Annotated in this window: 17 protein-coding genes; 8 read left to right on the top strand and 9 right to left on the bottom strand. The window is 46.8% G+C overall.

Going from position 1 to position 19141, the window contains the following annotated elements:
• The 8 genes from BF9343_RS09075 to BF9343_RS09040 form a co-directional block, all read right to left on the bottom strand.
• The gene (locus tag BF9343_RS09075; protein WP_041926209.1) at positions 1 to 1539 is read right to left on the bottom strand and encodes an STM4011 family radical SAM protein; all 1539 of its coding nucleotides are present in this window, start codon (positions 1537 to 1539) and stop codon (positions 1 to 3) included.
• Entirely contained in the window at positions 1526 to 2806 is a 1281-nt protein-coding gene (locus BF9343_RS09070) for an STM4012 family radical SAM protein (RefSeq protein WP_005818042.1), read from the bottom strand. Before BF9343_RS09070 ends, BF9343_RS09075 begins: the two co-directional genes overlap by 14 nt.
• Complete coding sequence (locus tag BF9343_RS09065) at positions 2803 to 3654, bottom strand: STM4013/SEN3800 family hydrolase (protein ID WP_005794789.1); 852 nt, start codon at positions 3652 to 3654, stop codon at positions 2803 to 2805. The genes BF9343_RS09070 and BF9343_RS09065 overlap by 4 nt, the downstream gene beginning before the upstream one ends.
• Complete coding sequence (locus BF9343_RS09060; RefSeq protein ID WP_005786924.1) at positions 3641 to 4651, bottom strand: STM4014 family protein; 1011 nt, start codon at positions 4649 to 4651, stop codon at positions 3641 to 3643. Before BF9343_RS09060 ends, BF9343_RS09065 begins: the two co-directional genes overlap by 14 nt.
• A gap of 4 nt (positions 4652 to 4655) precedes the next feature.
• Positions 4656 to 5720: an STM4015 family protein gene (locus tag BF9343_RS09055; protein WP_010992754.1), complete on the bottom strand. Its 1065-nt coding sequence runs from the start codon at positions 5718 to 5720 to the stop codon at positions 4656 to 4658.
• A gap of 123 nt (positions 5721 to 5843) precedes the next feature.
• The gene (gene cydB / locus BF9343_RS09050; RefSeq protein WP_005786920.1) at positions 5844 to 6992 is read right to left on the bottom strand and encodes a cytochrome d ubiquinol oxidase subunit II; all 1149 of its coding nucleotides are present in this window, start codon (positions 6990 to 6992) and stop codon (positions 5844 to 5846) included.
• Positions 6993 to 7017: 25 nt separating this feature from the next.
• Positions 7018 to 8571: a cytochrome ubiquinol oxidase subunit I gene (locus tag BF9343_RS09045; protein ID WP_005786918.1), complete on the bottom strand. Its 1554-nt coding sequence runs from the start codon at positions 8569 to 8571 to the stop codon at positions 7018 to 7020.
• Positions 8572 to 8603: 32 nt separating this feature from the next.
• On the bottom strand, positions 8604 to 8819 hold the full coding sequence (locus BF9343_RS09040; RefSeq protein WP_005786916.1) for a DUF4492 domain-containing protein: 216 nt from the start codon (positions 8817 to 8819) through the stop codon (positions 8604 to 8606).
• Positions 8820 to 9271: 452 nt separating this feature from the next.
• On the opposite strand from BF9343_RS09040, the gene BF9343_RS09035 reads away from it, so the two are divergent.
• From BF9343_RS09035 to BF9343_RS09010, 6 genes are all read left to right on the top strand, one after another.
• Entirely contained in the window at positions 9272 to 10675 is a 1404-nt protein-coding gene (locus tag BF9343_RS09035; protein ID WP_010992753.1) for a TolC family protein, read from the top strand.
• 36 nt (positions 10676 to 10711) lie between these two features.
• Positions 10712 to 11935: an efflux RND transporter periplasmic adaptor subunit gene (locus BF9343_RS09030; RefSeq protein ID WP_005794794.1), complete on the top strand. Its 1224-nt coding sequence runs from the start codon at positions 10712 to 10714 to the stop codon at positions 11933 to 11935.
• A 2-nt stretch (positions 11936 to 11937) separates the two neighbouring features.
• Positions 11938 to 12681 (top strand): ABC transporter ATP-binding protein, encoded by a 744-nt coding sequence (locus BF9343_RS09025; RefSeq protein ID WP_005786909.1) that lies wholly within the window; start codon positions 11938 to 11940, stop codon positions 12679 to 12681.
• Between the two features lie 13 nt (positions 12682 to 12694).
• Positions 12695 to 13915: an ABC transporter permease gene (locus BF9343_RS09020; RefSeq protein WP_005786907.1), complete on the top strand. Its 1221-nt coding sequence runs from the start codon at positions 12695 to 12697 to the stop codon at positions 13913 to 13915.
• A gap of 132 nt (positions 13916 to 14047) precedes the next feature.
• Complete coding sequence (locus BF9343_RS09015; RefSeq protein ID WP_005786905.1) at positions 14048 to 15100, top strand: sensor histidine kinase; 1053 nt, start codon at positions 14048 to 14050, stop codon at positions 15098 to 15100.
• Positions 15101 to 15102: 2 nt separating this feature from the next.
• Positions 15103 to 15801, top strand: coding sequence for a LytR/AlgR family response regulator transcription factor (locus BF9343_RS09010; protein WP_005817185.1), 699 nt, complete (start codon positions 15103 to 15105; stop codon positions 15799 to 15801).
• Between the two features lie 228 nt (positions 15802 to 16029).
• On the opposite strand, the gene BF9343_RS09005 is transcribed toward BF9343_RS09010, so the two are convergent.
• On the bottom strand, positions 16030 to 17178 hold the full coding sequence (locus BF9343_RS09005; RefSeq protein ID WP_005794799.1) for a hypothetical protein: 1149 nt from the start codon (positions 17176 to 17178) through the stop codon (positions 16030 to 16032).
• 229 nt (positions 17179 to 17407) lie between these two features.
• Between BF9343_RS09005 and umuD the strand changes: the two genes are divergently transcribed.
• Complete coding sequence (gene umuD, locus BF9343_RS09000; RefSeq protein WP_005817184.1) at positions 17408 to 17845, top strand: translesion error-prone DNA polymerase V autoproteolytic subunit; 438 nt, start codon at positions 17408 to 17410, stop codon at positions 17843 to 17845.
• Positions 17845 to 19128 (top strand): Y-family DNA polymerase, encoded by a 1284-nt coding sequence (locus BF9343_RS08995; protein WP_010992752.1) that lies wholly within the window; start codon positions 17845 to 17847, stop codon positions 19126 to 19128. The genes umuD and BF9343_RS08995 overlap by 1 nt, the downstream gene beginning before the upstream one ends.
• Positions 19129 to 19141 lie beyond the last annotated feature (13 nt).

Here is a 19141-nt window from a genome sequence, read left to right as displayed (position 1 = left end):
TCAGATATCAAAAAATACAGGAATACTATCGGGGTTCAGAACATATCCCGATAGTTTCCTCAACTTTTCTTCCGCATCCATCACGGCACAAGAATAGCCGGCTACGGACATCATCGGCCAATCATGCATCGTATTGCCTACTACCAAAACCTCCCTAAGAGAAATCCCCAATCGAGCACACAGAGTAATCAGACCGTTCTTCTTACTGGCTTTACTGTCTACCACCGTCAGCAATCGTCCCTCCTGATACAATTGATACGCCTCTTCATCCAATTCGGTCAGCCACCGGACAGCTTCCCGGGTATTCGGTGCAAGCACAGCATATTTAAAGACTTTCCCCTCCCGGGTATAACGGGTCACCCTGCAACCCGGAAAACCGGCAGTCATAGGATTTGCAATCGGAACACATTCGATAGTTTCCCCGTAGCATAACAGACCTCCGTCCGCAAAAACTCCGCCCGAGAACAGGCCGAACACATTGCCAAGCCGTTTTTTAGCATGCGACACCGGTAAAGCAGTACTCAGATATAAAGGCAAACGCTTAGCCATATACTCCAATACCGAAACCGTACGGTCCGGAATCCGTCCCTGAGCATCCGTCAGCGTACCATCCACATCAAAGAAGACAGCTTCCACCTTCTTCCTTTCCGGTATGCGCCACAAAGCCCCATCCCCCATCATTCTCCTCAAGGGCGTATCGCACAAATTACTGAAAGCAATGTAACAATCACAAACTTTACGAAGGCAGAAGGGCTGAAAATCCGAAGTGGAGTCATCGTAAAAGTTTCCCATCCGTATCCCACTTCTCGGGCAAGCATACATATCCCCTTTCCGGTCGATAAAAAGTGTTTCCCTACCTCCCACACAGCCGTCCAAGCACGCCTTTGCATTTCTCCGGTCATAATCGAACAGATTGTCTATTTCACCAAAGAAACGGATATCCTCTTCCGACAGCGGCTTCCGCAATCCCTGCATGGCATTCACAAACAGGTAAACCGACGGATCCAGCAGCTGTCTCAGTTTCCGGATTTGTTCCTTTGCCGAAGGATCACCGACTGCCCCTGCACATACCCCGATGCCGGCCGCACGAAGCATCTCTACTTTGGATGCAAACTCCCCTACCCCAACCATCTCCGGGTGATAGCTCGCCCAAAACCTGAACTTAGACACATCTGCCTGCTCCGCCTCAGCCTCATCTAAAAAACGGGATACCGAAAAGGACAAATTGGTCTGGCAAGAGACTCCAATCACATGGGGCATAGCGGCCAGGCGCATGATGCCCTCTCTATAGTAGCGATGTATCATCGCTTCCCCATAAGGAATAATCAGGATACGTAATGAACCGTATTTCCACCCGCCGATACGGGAAATAAAGCGGTCCAATGCTTCCTGATCTTCTGTCGTATCGGCAGACACAGACTTTCTGCCGAACGGACAATACGAACACGTATAATTGCAATGCTCCAGACTACCTCTATAATAGATACTCCGGACAGTACTCAAAGAGGACATCGTTCTATTCGGATCAGGGATATACATATTCGGACATCAGTTTCCTCACGGCAGGTGAAATAAATGCCTGTCCGATGTAATCGGAATAAGCCATTCCTTCCTCCGTGAGACGCACTATCCGGCCAGTCTCTTCAATCCATCCACGATCTGTGAACTCCCGGAAAAGATTCCGGTCCGGCTTCTCACCAAAACGTTTTTCATACTCCGCCAAGTCCACTCCCCGGTGATACATCAGGTTCTTTATAATGAATCTGATTTGCATCTCTTCTGTGGAAAGCAAGAAACCATTAGCGGCAGTCATAAAATCGGTAGTCCGGATATAATGGTCTATTTCATCGGCTATTGCCTGCTGACGTACAGCATAGGGAGTGGCATAGTGTAAGTTTCCCAAATAACTCCGGCCTCCCGCCCCGCAGGAAAGCATCACTTCGTCACCACACGAAAATTCCGTTTCCGTTGTTTCGCGCCTGACAAAACGGCGCATGGACGTTTGTACAAATCCTTGCCCTACCAGTAACTCACGGGCAGATTTGTAGATAGCATAACCTATGTCATCCGTCGAACGTACATCGATGCGTGTACCCGGCCGGACATAAAGAGGATAAATAAACAACTCGTTGGGCCGATAAGTAAGTGCAGTGTTCAGAGAGCGCATAAAGCTCTCTACCGTCTGTCCCTCGATACCATAAATCAGGTCGAGGTTAAACTGAGGAAAACCTGCCTCCACAATATTTTCGAGTGCACCGACTACTGTACCGAGTCCGGGTCTTCTTTTCAGTTTCTTCAACTCCGTCTCATTGAAACTCTGCACCCCCATGCTCAACCGCTCCACTCCTCTCGCCCGCAACTGCCTCAAAACACTCTTTTGCGTATATTCCGGTGAAGTCTCGACAGAAGTAAACACCCGGGAAGGATGCACACCGAACAGTTCGGCCAGGCAGAACAACTCTTCCAACTGTCCTTCATCCAAAATAAGCGGAGTACCCCCTCCGACGGCAAACGAAGTAAACTTCAGGCCTTGTGCCGCCACAGACAGCTGTTCGGCCTGGCGGCGCATCGTGTGGAGATACAATGAAATGCGCTCCGCATCGCAACACTGCTGTGAAAAAAGATTGCAATAGCCACACTTATGGGCACAGAAAGGTATGTGGAAATATAAACTAGCCTCCCTTCCTTCCAGCCGTTCAAGATAAGGAGAAAGAGAGACCGGAGGAGTCAACGTACGGTAAGCCGTCTTATGCGGATAACTGTACATATAGCTGACATATCGTGAAATCTGCTGTTGTTCGTTCATTTTCTGAGAATAAAGTGTTTATAAGGCACCGTATATACTTTTTCGTGAGAAATGCAATGATACTCGTAACCATCTTCACCGTAACAGGTCCCGTGATCGGACAGGGCAATGACCAACGTGTCCGAGCGCCTCCTGAAAGCCTCGAACAGGCGGGGCAGCTGACTGTCGACATACCGTAGGGCTGCCGCATGCGACTCTTTATCGTCTTTCTTTTTTCCCTCCACGTAGTGGCAGTTCGGATAATGAATCGCCGAAAAATTGATATACATAAATACTTTCCGGTCCGCCGGATACTTTTCCAGTTTGTCGACGGCAAAGTCCACCTGATTGGCAGCACTGTTCTTATCCGTGCAACCGAAAGTCGGCAACCAATAACTCTTATTGAAATAGCCGGGAAATACCCTTCCTATATCATTCCGCTTACTGAAAAAGTTGACTCCTCCGATGCAGATTGTTTCATAACCTACCTGAGCCAGACTCTGTACGAACGTAGCCTCTTTGAAAGCATAGCTGCCTTCGGGAGGTATACGTCCCGTACCGGCCTGAAAGGGAAAAAAGAGCCACTTTCGGTTACGCAACATATGCGGCTCGGCGGGTGACGGCAAGAATCCTGCGAAAATAGCGAAGTGAGACGGATAAGTGAAATTACCGGGAGCATGCCGTTTCTCCCAACCGTTGCCACAGCTATTCAGTACAGGAGTCCCCCCGGAGGCTTCTTCGGCCACGCTGACGTCATAACGCAAAGTATCGAAACAGAGCATCAGTATATCATGCGTACCCACAATTTCATTCATATCTATGTCCGGCTTCTGATCCTGCGTGCCGGAGGGTAATTCATCTATTTCCATTGAAAAGTGATTCTATCGTTTTTATCTGATTGGCATATATCTTATTTTCCGTAAACATATCCTGATAGATATGGTCTCCCTGCCCATTGACCTCTATAATATAAGGTGTGTCCGTATTCCGGGCTATCAACACGTCTATGCCCGCATATCGCAGCCCCAAGGCCTTCATGGCAGTGATGCTCCGGCAGAAAAGCTCTTCACGAACGGAAGGAGCCAACGAAAGTTCTTCGAACAGCCTCGCTTTATTGTTCAGGTGAAGATTAGTTATGGCACCGTCACTGCAACGCACCACTACATAATCGACTTCATCCCCCCTGCAGACAACACGCAAGTCATAATTCTCACCTTCCAGCTTTTCCTTTGCCATCCATTCTTCAAGGACAGCCCCACACCGTATGACCTCTTCCGCCAATGTGGCAATCTCTTTCCGGTTCGTCAGCCTGCAGATACGTTTCGCATTACAAACGCGCCCTCCTTCCCAGGACATCGTCGTATAAGCCACCCATTCATCCCGGCGATGATTATACCTGACAGCCATAATCCCACCGGCCCCGGAACCATAACGGGGCTTCAGAAATCCTCCCCTCTTCTGCCGGCAAAGTATGGCGGCCAAATCATCAAATGTGCTAAGCGCATCCGAAAGCAACGGAGTTGTTTTCAGGCCGGCCCCGGTCAGTTTCCGCTGAGTATACACTTTATCGAGTGCACAAAGAATTGCAGCCGGTTCATTCAGAAAGTGTACACTTTCCGACTTATCCGTATCGGCCAGTCGGGACAACAGACTTCTATACTCCTCGCAGAGCAAATTGTATTTCCGAAAGTCCGCCTCCCGAAACACCGGAGGCTCCAGCTTTACAACCGTATCGCGACAATCGGGAAGAACGGCCGACAACTCGTCATAAGTGACAAAGCAGGTGTCCGCCCCAAGGCTTCTACCCGCTTTGATAAAATAGTCCGTACGCTTGGAAGTCGAGTTACTGGCAACAAGTATTCTCATCCGCTCACTCCGTAATCATCGGGTAACTGTAATCGTCATCGTATTCCTGTGAGTCGGAAACATCTATCTTCATGGGCAGCGATTTCTGCAACTCTTTCTTCATCTCGTCGCTCAGATAATTGTATTTCATATTGATAAACTTCAGATGCTTGATTTTATCCACATGATCCAGCAATAGCCGTGCCCCTTCATCCGTCAACACACCGGCGGAAATATCCATTGTTTCCAGTTGCGGCAGGATATCCGATTCAAGAAACATCTCTACAACCACATTCTGCTCTTCGGCATCGACAATGCCCAGCCATTTCAGGTTAGGGAAACGGTCTTTAGAGAACAGAGGTCTGAATACATTCATATCGCCATCAAACCCATAATCCTCCACTCCTACATAGAGAACCAGCTTTTCAAGATTCGGCAGATCGGAACCCAGGATATCTTCCACCACCGAATCGGGCAGGCCGCCACTGATAATTTCAAGTGACTTCAAGTTCGGACGCGGTTTCTTACCAATGCTCAGATTATTCGTTCCTTTGATTTTAAGGTTATTCAGCAGAGGCATCGCATCCAGCACCGGGCTCAAATCGACTTGCTCAATCCAGGAAATCTCCTGTTCCTCAAAATCTATATCCCCCCAAAACAGACCTTCGAAATGGGCGAACTTCTCTTTATTCTCCACAATGCCATCGGCAATGTCCGAGCAGTCTTCCCCTTCATATCCCCAGCAGCCTATCGTGATCTGCTTGAGTGACGGCAGTTTTTTGTCTTTCAATATCTTGTCCATCAAGTTTACGCCCTCTTCCGCTTCGTCATAGCTCAACGCATACTTTTTGGCTTCCACTTTCATTTCTTTGGCAACCTCTTCCAAGGTCTCCACATATCCTTTTTTCGTTTTTTCCGCTATCAGCTTACCGGCAGCTTTTTCGGCTTCCCCTGCCGACGAAAAATTCTTCACCTGTGTTTGTCCATCCGTCCCCAACTTACCGTAATTCACTATTACGTCAGTGCCCCGGACATCGATGCTCCAAAATTTCTGGGACTTAAAGTCCTGAAATACAAATACTCGTTTCATAGTATGTCTGTTTAATTACTGATATAAAAAATGCTTATCTGCCTTTGTTTCTCCAAAAACAGATAAGCATTACTGCAAAAATAATAAAATTCTGATACCTTATACCTTTATCCGACAAGAATCTCAATAAGCATGTCCGCCTTCGTCCATTTCCTTGGCATCGATCTTCCGGTTGTCGATGCTGCGCCAAGCATAGAAAATGTAGGCGATGACAAACGGAACGAGGATAGAAACATAGGCCATGGTCTTGAGCGTGAACTGGCTGGAACAACTATTGGCAAGGGTCAGCGAACTTTGTATGTCCGTATTCGACGGATAATAAGCCGTATTGTTATATCCGGCTGTCAGCAGCAGTGCCAGAACAGTCAGCACCGTACCGATACCCACAAACCAGATTCCTTTATCAAACGTTTTTTTCAGCAGGGTTTTGCCAATGCCAAACAACACCAGCACGACTCCCACAAGGAACACGATAAGCACCACCGGCATTTCAATAAAATTATTGAAGTATTTATAAGGCTCCATGTAGATCTCTTTTGTTTCCGGATTGACAGCATATCCATCGGCCAGCAAAGTGCGAATCACGAATGCCAGGAAGAACACCAGGAACAGGACCGTATTGGCTATCAACGAACGACGACATTTGGCGACCAACTCTTTATCAGCGATATTATTGATAAAGTAAAGAGCTCCCAAAACACGCGCCAGGAAGAACACGGCCAATCCCAGAATCACATTCCAGATATTGGTCAGCGCATCCAGTCCGTGCCAACCGTTGCCCCAATGACTGATCACAGGCATCACTTCGTTCACCATATTCCCCTTATTGATATAGAAATCCGAACCGGTAAAGAAAGTGGCCACAGCGCCTCCCAAGAGCAAGGGTCCCACCACACCGTTAATCACCAGAAAAGTCTGGTAGGTCTTCTTTCCCAACAAGTTGCCCGCTTTACTCTGAAATTCATAACTGACAGCTTGCAACACAAAACTGAAAAGAATAATCATCCACAGCCAGTAGGCCCCCCCGAAACTGGTACTATAAAACAGAGGAAACGAAGCAAAGAAAGCGCCACCGAAAGTGACCAGCGTGGTAAATGTAAATTCCCATTTGCGTCCGGTAGAGTTTACCATCATCTTACGATGCTCTTCGGTTTTGCCCAAACAAAACAGCAGAGAGTTGCCACCCTGCACAAACAGTAAAAATACGAGTATGGCCCCGAGTAGTGAGACTACCAGCCACCAATATTGTTGTAGAAAAATGTATGTACCCATAGTTTAAATAATTATTGGTTCGTGACTAATGATTAACCGTCGGTCCTTTCTTGATCTCACGGACCATAATGCCAATTTCAGCAATCAACATCACGGTAAACAAAACGAGGAAAATAAAGAAAGTGGTCTGCACAGAGCCCACATCGAGCTTAGAGATAGACACAGACGTAGGAAGCATATCCCGTATCGCCCACGGCTGACGACCACATTCGGCCACCACCCAACCGGCTTGTCCGGCAATATAAGCCAACGGAATGGTCCACAGAGCAACGTACTGCATCCATCTTATCTTCGACAAATCTTTCTTATAGGCAAAGAAAAGCACCAGGATGAAAAACAGAATGAAATATCCGCCCAGGATCACCATCACGCGAAAAGCGTAAAAGTTAAGCGGTACATTAGGTACCAACTGATTTACATCTTTAATATAGCCATAACCAAAATAAGGCACATTTTCCTGCAAAGTGGTATAAGCCTCCTTGGCGGCAGCTTCATCACCTTCTTTTTTAGCCGTACGATAAGTGGCCAGGGCAGCAATCGCTTTCTTGCCTTTTTCTATCTTCTCGGCAGCCGAAAGAGCTTTTGTACCGTCTTTCAGTTCATATCCTCCCTCAATAATATTTTTTATACCCGGCACAAAGGCATCCACCTTACGTTCGGCCAGCAGCGAAAGCATTTTCGGAATCTCGATACGGAAGAGGAACGGGTCCTGACCGTCATCATAGGTTTTCTTCTCCGGGTTCAAAAGTCCGACAGCCACCAGTCCGGCACCATTTTGTCCTTCGTAATAGCCCTCCACAGCAGCCAGTTTCATCGGCTGTGTCTGTGCGATGGCATAACCGGAACCATCACCGGTCCACACCGTCAGCAAAGAAGCCACCAGCCCGAAGACTGCACCTATCTTGATGCTCGCCACCGCAAATTCCTTATCACGCTTCTTCAGCAGGAACCAGCAACTGATGCCAATCACAAAAACAGCTCCGAGCACCCAACTTGAAAGTACCGTATGAAAGAACTTATTAACAGCCACCGGCGAAAACGCAACAGCCATAAAGTCGACCATCTCGTTGCGTACGGTGTCAGGATTGAACTGCATGCCTACCGGATGCTGCATCCACGCATTGGCAACCAGAATCCACCAAGCAGAAATCGTAGCTCCCAAGCCCGTGAGCCAGGTTGAAATGAGGTGGAATCTCTTGCTCACCTTGTCCCATCCAAAGAACATGACAGCAATAAACGTGGCCTCCATAAAGAAAGCCAAAATACCTTCAATTGCAAGAGGTGCACCGAAAATATCGCCTACAAACCAGGAATAGTTACTCCAATTGGTTCCGAACTCAAACTCCAGGATCAGCCCGGTGGCCACTCCCACGGCAAAATTGATACCGAAAAGTTTCATCCAGAATTTAGCCGTTCGTTTCCAGAATTCATTGCCTGTTTTATAATAAAGGGTCTCCATAATGGCCATAACAACCGCCAAACCAAGCGTGAGAGGCACGAAGATCCAGTGATACATGGCTGTCAGAGCAAATTGGGCTCTCGACCAGTCAATCAGTGAAGTGTCAATACTTTCAATCATATCATTAGTAGTTAGAGTTAAACGTCAGTCGTCTATTGCCCGCGTTCTATAAGTTCGCCCGCAACGTATTCTCCCTTGTCCTTATCGGTGGGCTGGCTGCTCAGAAAGTTGGGGAAGAAAAACAGGCGGAGAATGAAGAACATGATAAAGAGTTTCACAAGTATAATGAGCCACAGGGTACGTCCCAGGGTCATGCTTCGAAAGCCTTCTACATAGAAATTCCAGATGTGGAGCAGTGTATTCTTCATAATACAGGGTTTATAACATCTCAAAATTAGCGTTTATGTAATAAATAACAAAGATAGTCTTAAAAATGTTGATGAAACGAATAAAATAAACTATTCTTATGCCCCCGAAGCTTGCTTACACCCTTTATACCTTATATATATAAATTAAAATATGAAACTGCCATAATACACTCTTTGCATAGGTATATCCACTAATCGGATTTTAAGTATGGGAAGGTGTAGCCACAGAGACCTTAGGGTGTAGCCTTAAGGAGCAAAGGGTGTAGCCATCCGGCCGGGATAGCTATACCCTATTTTCGTCCGATCGTTCAGTTCATAGGCAATATCGGCAGCTCCACTTATCGACATAAAACCTGCCTTTAGCGACAAAACCTCCCCTCCCGTCTATCGCTTTTGCACATCTTTCTATTGCAGCGTACTTTTGTTTCTATAAAATAAAAAGAAGCAAGAGTATGACGAACGTAAAAAGAATCACCCTAATAACAGTCTGCCTGGCAGCTATCTTGCCCGGCAACGGATTGTGGGCACAACAGACGGAAGCTACCGGAACAACGCAAACCGCCGACTCGGTATCCATGCCCGCGCAATGGGATCTGCAGAGCTGCATCGACTATGCCTTGCAGCAAAACATCAGCATCCGTCGTAACCGGATCAATGCGCAGAGCACACAGGTGGACGTAAAGACAGCCAAAGCGGCCCTCTTCCCCAGCCTCTCGTTCTCCAGCAGCCAAAATCTGGTGAACCGTCCCTACCAAGAGTCCAGCAGCATTATCAGTGGCTCGGAAGTACTGAAGAGCAGCAACAAGACCACCTACAACGGAAACTACGGACTGAACGCGCAATGGACCGTATATAACGGCAGTAAACGCCTGAAAACAATCGAACAGGAGAAGCTTAACAACCGCGTGGCAGACCTCGATGTAGCCACTTCGGAAAATGATATCGAGCAATCGATCGCCCAGGTATATATTCAGATTCTCTATGCTGCCGAATCAGTCAAGGTGAACGAAAACACCCTGCAAGTATCCGAAGCCCAACGGGACCGTGGCAAACAACTGCTGGATGCGGGAAGCATTGCCCGGAGCGACTATGCCCAGTTGGAAGCCCAAGTCAGCACCGACCGCTATCAACTGGTGACCGCACAGGCCACACTTCAGGACTATAAGTTGCAACTGAAGCAACTCCTCGAACTGGACGGCGAACAGGAAATGCAGGTCTATCTGCCTGCATTGGGTGACGAAAATGTACTGTCGCCCCTCCCCACCAAAACGGATGTCTTTCGTTCCGCTGTGGCCCTCCGCCCGGAAATAGAGGCAAGCAAGCTCAGTGTAGAGGCATCGGAACTGGGGATCGGAATCGCCAAATCGGGATATCTGCCCAGCGTCAGCCTGACAGCCGGTATCGGTACCAACCATACCAGCGGAAGCGACTTCACCTTCGGCGAGCAAGTGAAAAACGGATGGAACAACTCCATCGGACTCAGCATCAGTGTCCCAATCTTTAACAACCGACAGACCAAAAGTGCCGTAGAAAAAGCCAAACTTCAGTATCAGACCAGTCAACTGACTCTGCTCGACGAACAGAAAACATTGTATAAAACCATCGAAGGACTATGGCTCGACGCCAACAGCGCCCAGCAGCGATATGCGGCAGCCATAGAGAAATTGCACAGCACACAGACCAGCTATGAACTGGTCAGCGAGCAATTTAATGTCGGAATGAAAAATACCGTGGAGCTTCTGACCGAAAAAAACAATCTGCTACAGGCACAGCAAGAGCTGTTACAGTCTAAGTACATGGCTATTCTGAATACACAATTGCTGAAGTTCTACCAGGGAGATAAGATAACACTGTAGACAATAAAGGAATAAAACATTTAACGTTATAACGATATGAAGAAGAAAAAGATCATTCTTATTGCCGTAAGCCTCGCCATACTGGCAGGCGGAGGGGTTTGGCTCTTTGGCGGTTCTACGGCCAAGCACAAAGTGACCTATGCCACGGCAACCGTAAGCAAAGGCGAGATATCGGAGTCGGTAACCGCCACAGGAACTATCGAACCGGTAACAGAAGTAGAAGTCGGTACACAGGTATCCGGAATTATCGACAAAATCTATGTGGACTATAACGCGGCAGTGACCAAGGGACAACTTATCGCTGAGATGGACCGTGTGACACTGCAAAGTGAACTCGCCTCTCAACGTGCCACCTACAGTGGTGCAAAGGCGGAATACGAATACCAAAAGAAGAACTATGAGCGCAACAAAGGGTTGCACGAAAAGGGGCTGATCAGCGATACCGATTACGAGCAATCGCTCTACAACTACGAGAAGGCCAAAAGCTCGTTCGAAAGCAGCCAGGCTTCACTGGCCAAGGCAGAACGCAACCTGTCCTATGCCACCATTACTTCTCCGATCGATGGCGTTGTCATCAGCCGGGATGTGGAAGAAGGACAAACGGTGGCTTCCGGATTCGAGACACCGACTTTGTTTACCATCGCAGCCGACCTGACCCAGATGCAGGTAGTGGCCGACGTAGATGAAGCCGATATAGGCGGCGTGGAAGAAGGACAACGGGCCACATTTACCGTAGATGCCTATCCGAACGATGTTTTCGAAGGAATAGTGACCCAAATCCGTCTGGGAGACGCAAGCAGTACCAGCACCAGCAGCTCGTCTACTACCGTAGTCACATACGAAGTAGTGATCTCCGCCCATAACCCGGACCTGAAACTGAAACCCCGCCTGACGGCTAATGTCACGATCTACACACTGGACAGAAAGGACGTGCTCTCTGTACCGGCACGTGCACTCCGCTTCACACCGGAGAAACCCCTGATCGGCGATAATGACATAGTGAAGGACTGTGAGGGCGAACATAAAATATGGACACGTGAAGGAAATACTTTCACGGCACACCCCGTGCAGATAGGGATCACTAACGGCATCAATACGGAAATCACCCAAGGTGCTTCCGAAGGCATGGTAGTTGTCACCGAAGCCACCATTGGAAATATGCCGGGCGGCAATGTATCGCCTGAAGGCGGACAGGAAGGCGGAGGAGAACAAAGTCCGTTTATGCCTAGCCATCCGGGCAGCAAGAAGAAAGGAAAATAAGTATGAACAAAACAGTCATCGAACTTCAGAATATCAAACGTAACTTCCAGGTGGGAGACGAAACCGTTCACGCATTGCGCGGGGTTTCGTTCACCATCACCGAAGGAGAGTTTGTCACCATTATGGGTACGTCCGGTTCGGGCAAATCAACGCTACTGAATACGCTGGGTTGCCTCGACACACCTACCAGCGGAGAATATCTGCTGGATGGAATCTCGGTACGTACCATGAGCAAACCTCAGCGTGCCATATTGCGCAACCGAAAGATAGGCTTTGTCTTCCAAAGTTACAATCTGCTGCCAAAGACGACTGCTGTGGAAAATGTAGAACTCCCGCTGATGTATAATTCGGGAGTCAGCGCTTCCGAACGGCGGCGGCGCGCCATTGAGGCGCTGCAAGCCGTAGGACTGGGCGAACGGTTGGAACACAAATCCAATCAGATGTCCGGCGGACAGATGCAACGTGTAGCCATCGCCCGTGCGTTGGTCAATAATCCGGCAGTCATCCTTGCGGACGAGGCAACCGGTAACCTGGATACACGCACTTCGTTCGAGATCCTGGTACTGTTTCAGAAACTGCATGCCGAAGGCCGCACAATCATATTTGTAACGCACAATCCGGAAATAGCCCAATACAGCAGCCGTAACATCGTGTTGCGCGACGGACAAGTCAAGGAAGACAGCACTAACCCGGACATTCTTTCCGCAGCCGAAGCACTGGCCGCTCTGCCGGTACAAGAAGAATAACAGACAGATTATTATGAACGGAACCAATTTATTTAAAATAGCTTTGCGCGCCTTGAATAACAACAAGTTGCGCGCGTTCCTTACGATGCTGGGGATCATCATCGGTGTGGCATCCGTCATCACCATGCTCGCCATCGGCCAGGGATCAAAGAAAAGTATCCAGGCACAAATCTCCGAGATGGGCTCCAATATGATTATGATTCATCCGGGAGCAGACATGCGCGGAGGTGTTCGCCAGGACCCCAGTGCCATGCAGACACTGAAACTGACCGACTACGAAACATTGCGGGATGAAACCAGCTTTCTGGCTGCGGTCAGTCCTAATGTTTCCAGTTCCGGGCAGTTGATTGCAGGCAACAACAACTATCCGTCATCCGTGAATGGCGTGGGAACGGAGTATCTGGAAATTCGACAGCTCTCGATAGACAATGGAGAGATGTTCAGCGAAGCCGATATCCAGTCGAGCGCCAAGGTATGCGTGATAGGAAAAACCATTGTAGACAATCTTTTCCCCGATGGAGAAGATCCTGTAGGACGCATTGTCCGGTTCAGCAAAATACCGTTCCGTGTAGTAGGCGTACTGAAATCCAAGGGATACAACTCTATGGGTATGGACCAGGACGACATCGTACTGGCACCCTACACCACCGTGATGAAGCGTCTGCTGGCACAGACCTATCTGCAAGGTATCTACGCTTCTGCCCTTTCGGAAGACATGACGGACAATGCTACGGAAGAGATTACCGAACTTCTCCGCCGCAATCACAAGTTGAAAGAGGCGGATGACGATGATTTCACCATCCGGAGCCAGCAGGAATTGAGCAGCATGCTCAACTCTACCACCGACCTGATGACCACACTGCTCGCCTGCATTGCCGGCATATCGCTCGTAGTAGGCGGCATCGGCATCATGAATATCATGTACGTCAGCGTCACAGAGCGTACCCGTGAGATCGGTCTGCGCATGTCGGTCGGTGCACGTGGCGTCGACATCCTGAGCCAATTCCTGATAGAAGCCATCCTGATCAGCATCACCGGAGGCCTTATCGGAGTAATCATCGGCTGCGGTGCCAGCTGGGTTGTGAAAAGTGTCGCCCATTGGCCCATCTTCATCCAACCCTGGAGCGTATTCCTGTCGTTTGCGGTTTGTACCGTCACCGGAGTATTCTTCGGATGGTATCCGGCCAAGAAAGCCGCCGACCTCGATCCGATCGAGGCAATCCGATACGAATAAGCCATCATCAGTTTACTTGTTCACCACAGAGAGCACAGAGGCAGAAAGAATTCCTTGATGTATACCGGATAGGATGACAGAAACTCTGTCTCTGTGCCCTTGTGGTAAACTAAAATTATTATCTTTGTTCCCATGAAACAATCTCTGACATCAGCCCGCCGTCCTCTGGAAATCCTGATACACATCATCAGTTGGGGGATTGTGTTCGGTTTCCCGTTCTTCTTCATCGATCGTACAGGAGACAGTATCAATTGGCATGCCTATCTGCGTCATTCTGCCGTACCCCTCTCTTTTGTCACCGTATTCTATTTAAACTATTTCCTCCTCGTTCCTCATCTCCTCTTCCGGGAACAGAAGAATAAATACATCATCTACAACATCTTATTGGTCTGCCTCATCGGACTGCTGCTGCATATCTGGCAAAGCCTGAATGCCCCGGCTCCCACTCTTAAGAAGCCGCACATGCCTCCCGGATGGATTTTTTTCGTAAGAGACATTCTAAGCCTCATCTTCACCATCGGACTGAGTGCGGCCATCCGCATGAGTGCCCGTTGGGGACAAGCTGAAGCCGCCCGTCGTGAAGCGGAGAAAAGTCGCACCGAAGCAGAGTTGAAGAACTTGCGAAACCAACTTAACCCGCATTTCCTGCTCAACACGCTGAATAATATTTATGCACTCATCGCCTTTGACAGCGACAAGGCGCAGCAGGCCGTGCAGGAGCTCAGCAAGTTGCTACGCTATGTGCTCTATGACAATCAGCAGAACTATGTACCCCTTTGTAAAGAGGTAGACTTCATTCGCAACTACATCGAACTGATGCGCATCCGTCTTTCGGGAAATGTAGAGGTCATTACACAATTCGACATACAGCCGGATAGCCGGACGGAGATTGCTCCACTGATCTTCATTTCACTGATAGAGAATGCCTTTAAACACGGCATCTCCCCCACCGAACTGAGTTTCATCCACATCCTCATCTCTGAAAACAAAGAGGAGATCCGGTGTGAGATACGCAATAGTTATCATCCCAAAACCAACACGGATAAAAGCGGATCGGGTATCGGGCTCGAACAGGTAAGGAAGCGCCTCGAACTCTCTTATCCCGGACGTTATCAATGGGATAAAGCCATCTCCCCGGATGGCAAAGAATATATATCGAAATTATTAATATTTAATCATCCATAGCCGTGAAATTACGTTGCGCCATAGTCGACGACGAACCTCTGGCACTCAGTCTGCTGGAGAGTTATGTCAACAAAACACCTTTTCTCGAACTGGCGGGAAAGTATTCCAGTGCCGTACAGGCCATGAAAGAACTTCCCGGGAACCAGATCGACCTGTTGTTCCTTGACATTCAGATGCCGGAACTCAACGGTCTGGAATTCTCTAAAATGGTAGCCCCTCGTACCCGTATTGTGTTCACTACTGCTTTCGGTCAATATGCCATCGACGGATACCGGGTCAACGCACTCGACTACCTACTCAAACCCATCTCGTATGTTGACTTCCTGCAGGCAGCCAACAAGGCGTTGCAATGGTTCGAACTGGTCCAGAAGCCCGAAGAAGTAGACAGTATTTTTGTCAAAAGTGACTATAAACTGGTGCAGGTAGAACTCAAAAAGATATTATATATAGAGGGTTTGAAGGATTACATCAAAATCTACACCGAAGATGCCCCCAAACCCATTTTGTCACTTATGAGCATGAAGTCCATGGAAGAGTTGCTTCCCCCCGCCCGCTTTATGCGTGTACATCGTTCTTTCATCGTCCAGAAAGACAAAATACGCATCATCGACCGCGGGCGTATCGTATTTGATAAGACCTATATCCCCGTCAGCGATAGCTACAAGCAGACTTTCCAAACATTCCTCGATGAGCGAAGTTGAAAGGATTTGTAGCTGATTTATCGGTAAAATGTGAGTATTTGTCGATTATTATTTATACATAAACAAAAAATATCTATCTTTGTAACAAACAGAACGGAAGTTGTGAAACTTCCAAGAATAGAATAGTTTAGTTAAGTCTAGTTTAGTTTTTGTGTTGAAGGGCTTCTACCTCAGAGGAGGATTTAGAAGCCCTTTCTATTTATCCCTTATAATTCTAATAAGGGACATCTACACTTGTTTGAGCGTATTCATCATTCTCTCTATAAATGGTTTTTCATATGTTAAAGCTTCAAGGAACACATCTGGTAAAATTCCAGTGTTAATTGTACCCAATGTTGCCAATAATGTACTATATTTAGGTCTTAATAGTTCACACCCTTTATTATAGCAGCTATTTACGTATTCTTGCCAACGCCTAACCAACATATGCCCCTGTTGTCTCTCCAAATTTGGTATACTCCAGTTATCTCCACACCCCAAATGAGTAGCAGTAGCAGGCATACCTGAAGCTTCCATAAAAATACTACACGGAATGCACGAACCAATCTTAGAAGTTCCGGAACTCAAAGCAAACTCAACACACATCTCCTGCCCTTTATTCATAGTATTTCCAAATTGCATTATAGCCTGAGTCATCCCATGATTACTTTTGAATAAAAACTTTCCATCTAAAATACCTAAAGATTCTAAGAGTTCTTTAGTAACAGTATCTGGAGTTTTTTCGCCACTTAAATATCCTGCAGGGATGTAGTGCCTTAATGACTTAAATTGTTCACCTACTTTTCTTATGCACTCTAAAGATTGATTAGTAGTTTTAGCCGCATCTTTGTAAGCAGTACTAATTTTTTCTTGTTCGTAAGTGTCAATTTCTCTATAATGGGGAGGATAGATTTCTAATTTTGAAGCTCCTATAAAAGATATAGTTTTCTCTACTATCTTATATAGCCCTCCTATATATGCTCCACGAAGAGGAGTTCCAGCAACTTTTTGTAATTGATCTACAACAACCTTAAAGTCTTTTGCCCATTGACTGAACTCATCTATCGTCATTCCACCATGTTTAGCACCGATAAAAGGCAATTGAGATTGCGGAAGTGCTTCTTTTATATCTACATGACATCCCACTTTAGCCAATAGTGTTTGGATTTCCTTATGTTCTTGAACGGTTTTCGCATTTTTACAACTAATTTGTGCATTTTCTTTAGTGATCCTCTGTCTTTCTGACATAGGCATCTCCTCACTTTCTTGAGCTAACGTTTTTTGTTCATATATAAGCTGCGTCCTTTGCGGGTTTCTTTTAACAATTGATTGGTGAATAAAACCTACTGCAATGGTAGTACATAGAACATCCGCATTGTTTGAATTTAAGATAGCCATAATATTCCTGTTTTTTTAATTAAAGTTAATGTAAGCTTACGATACAAAAGTATGCAATAAGAAAGCTGGAAGCAATTATAAATTCCTGATAAGCACATCAATCTTCCTAAGACTGGGAGATTTCTCTTGAATGGAAAAAGGAGAAAGACAAAACGCTTAAAAAATCTAACCTCACGAATCAAATAGTCCGGTTGTTTGTTCATAAGCACCTATAAAATGAAAAAATGTTATGAAGAGAATTGAAATACATAAGATTGACGTATCCAGCAGTTTGCCGATCCCATACGCCGATGAAGGTATACGGGCCGGTTTCCCGTCACCGGCACAAGACTATATGGAGCAAGCCATAGATCTGAATAAAGAGCTAATCAAACATCCGGCCAGTACATTCTTTGGACGTGTAGTAGGCGATTCGATGCGGGATGAAGGCATAGAAGAAGGAGACATTCTGGTCATCGACAAATCACTGGAATTACAGGATGACGACCTTGCCGTGTGTTTTATTGATGGAGATTTTACTGTAAAGCGGGTACGAATTGAACCTAATGCCGTCTGGTTAATACCGGCGAATCCGAAATACTCCTTGATTAAAGTAACAAAGGAGAATGAATTTATCGTCTGGGGAATAGTGACCTATACCATCAAAAAGAACAGGAGAAAAAGATAATGTTTGGACTAATGGACTGCAATAACTTCTACGCAAGTTGCGAGAGAGTGTTCAATCCGGCTTTGAACGGTAAGCCGATCGTTGTTTTAAGTAATAACGACGGATGTGTTATTGCCAGAAGTAACGAAGCGAAAGCATTGGGGATTAAAATGGGAGTTCCGGCTTATCAGATCAAAGATGATATTCAGAAATATGGTATATCTGTCTTTTCATCGAACTATACGCTATACGGCGGCATGTCCGGACGCGTGATGTCCATACTGGCAGAACAAGTGCCGGAAATGGAAGTATACAGTATAGACGAAGCATTTCTTAACCTGGAAGGGATTCGGGATATTCAGTCACTCGGAACAGACATCATAAACAAAGTAATCCGCGGAACCGGCATACCTGTTAGTTTGGGTATCGCCCCAACCAAAACACTCGCAAAGGTCGCCAATAAATTTGCAAAGAAATATCCTGCTTACAATCGTTTATGTATCATCGATACAGAAGAAAAGCGCACCAAGGCTCTGCAGCTTACTGAAATTGGAGACATCTGGGGGATCGGTCACCGGCAAGTTGCCAAGTTAGAAAAGCAGGGAGTCAAAACAGCCTATGACTTTACCGAGTTGCCCGAATCTTGGGTGCGTAAGAACATGACTGTAGTCGGAGAAAGGACCTGGAAAGAACTTCAAGGCATTTCCTGTATTGATATGGAAACCACACCACCGGCCAAAAAGCAGATATGTACAAGTCGGTCATTCGGCAAGATGGTGGAGGACATCGATACAATGTCGGAAGCAATCGCCACTCACGCTTCTACATGCGCAAAGAAACTCCGACAACAGAAAGGCTATGCAATGTCACTAATGGTATTCATCCATACAAATAACTTCCGTAAAGATTCACCACAATATTGGAGGAATACAGTTGTACATCTTCCAGTACCGACCAATGACACATTAGAAATTGTACATTATGCACTGGCCGGGCTAAAAACGATTTTCATGCAAGGCTATCAATATAAGAAAGCCGGAGTTATTATCACCGAAATAACCGATAGCACCCAATTGGGACTGTTTGATTCAGTAGATCGCGAGAAACGTAAACGTCTTCAACAAACAATAGATAAGATAAACGGTAAACACAGCCGACTCGTCAAATTAGCGATTCAAGGTACAGGGAGGAATTGGAAGCTTAAACAAAAACAGCTATCAGGGCATTATACCACTGACATCAATCAGATTATAAGCATTAATTGTACTTACCCAACTGCATGTCAACGAAAACAATATAGCTGAACTTTCGTAAGAC

The organism is Bacteroides fragilis NCTC 9343 (genome assembly GCF_000025985.1).
In the GTDB taxonomy this organism is placed as follows: Bacteria; Bacteroidota; Bacteroidia; order Bacteroidales; family Bacteroidaceae; genus Bacteroides; species Bacteroides fragilis.
The sequence above is the reverse complement of the archived record's forward strand: the minus strand, read 5'-3'. Positions and strand labels throughout refer to the sequence as shown.

What these genes read in the sequence shown, in the direction of transcription:
- BF9343_RS09025 (WP_005786909.1), top strand. Translation starts at nt 11,938, where the DNA reads ATGAACAAAACAGTCATCGAACTTCAGAATATCAAACGTAACTTCCAG.
- BF9343_RS09055 (WP_010992754.1), bottom strand. Translation starts at nt 5,720, where the DNA reads ATGAAACGAGTATTTGTATTTCAGGACTTTAAGTCCCAGAAATTTTGG.
- BF9343_RS09015 (WP_005786905.1), top strand. Translation starts at nt 14,048, where the DNA reads ATGAAACAATCTCTGACATCAGCCCGCCGTCCTCTGGAAATCCTGATA.
- BF9343_RS09030 (WP_005794794.1), top strand. Translation starts at nt 10,712, where the DNA reads ATGAAGAAGAAAAAGATCATTCTTATTGCCGTAAGCCTCGCCATACTG.
- BF9343_RS09040 (WP_005786916.1), bottom strand. Translation starts at nt 8,819, where the DNA reads ATGAAGAATACACTGCTCCACATCTGGAATTTCTATGTAGAAGGCTTT.
- BF9343_RS09060 (WP_005786924.1), bottom strand. Translation starts at nt 4,651, where the DNA reads ATGAGAATACTTGTTGCCAGTAACTCGACTTCCAAGCGTACGGACTAT.
- BF9343_RS09065 (WP_005794789.1), bottom strand. Translation starts at nt 3,654, where the DNA reads ATGGAAATAGATGAATTACCCTCCGGCACGCAGGATCAGAAGCCGGAC.
- BF9343_RS09005 (WP_005794799.1), bottom strand. Translation starts at nt 17,178, where the DNA reads ATGGCTATCTTAAATTCAAACAATGCGGATGTTCTATGTACTACCATT.
- BF9343_RS09075 (WP_041926209.1), bottom strand. Translation starts at nt 1,539, where the DNA reads ATGTATATCCCTGATCCGAATAGAACGATGTCCTCTTTGAGTACTGTC.
- BF9343_RS09035 (WP_010992753.1), top strand. Translation starts at nt 9,272, where the DNA reads ATGACGAACGTAAAAAGAATCACCCTAATAACAGTCTGCCTGGCAGCT.
- umuD (WP_005817184.1), top strand. Translation starts at nt 17,408, where the DNA reads ATGAAGAGAATTGAAATACATAAGATTGACGTATCCAGCAGTTTGCCG.
- BF9343_RS09045 (WP_005786918.1), bottom strand. Translation starts at nt 8,571, where the DNA reads ATGATTGAAAGTATTGACACTTCACTGATTGACTGGTCGAGAGCCCAA.
- cydB (WP_005786920.1), bottom strand. Translation starts at nt 6,992, where the DNA reads ATGGGTACATACATTTTTCTACAACAATATTGGTGGCTGGTAGTCTCA.
- BF9343_RS09070 (WP_005818042.1), bottom strand. Translation starts at nt 2,806, where the DNA reads ATGAACGAACAACAGCAGATTTCACGATATGTCAGCTATATGTACAGT.
- BF9343_RS09020 (WP_005786907.1), top strand. Translation starts at nt 12,695, where the DNA reads ATGAACGGAACCAATTTATTTAAAATAGCTTTGCGCGCCTTGAATAAC.
- BF9343_RS08995 (WP_010992752.1), top strand. Translation starts at nt 17,845, where the DNA reads ATGTTTGGACTAATGGACTGCAATAACTTCTACGCAAGTTGCGAGAGA.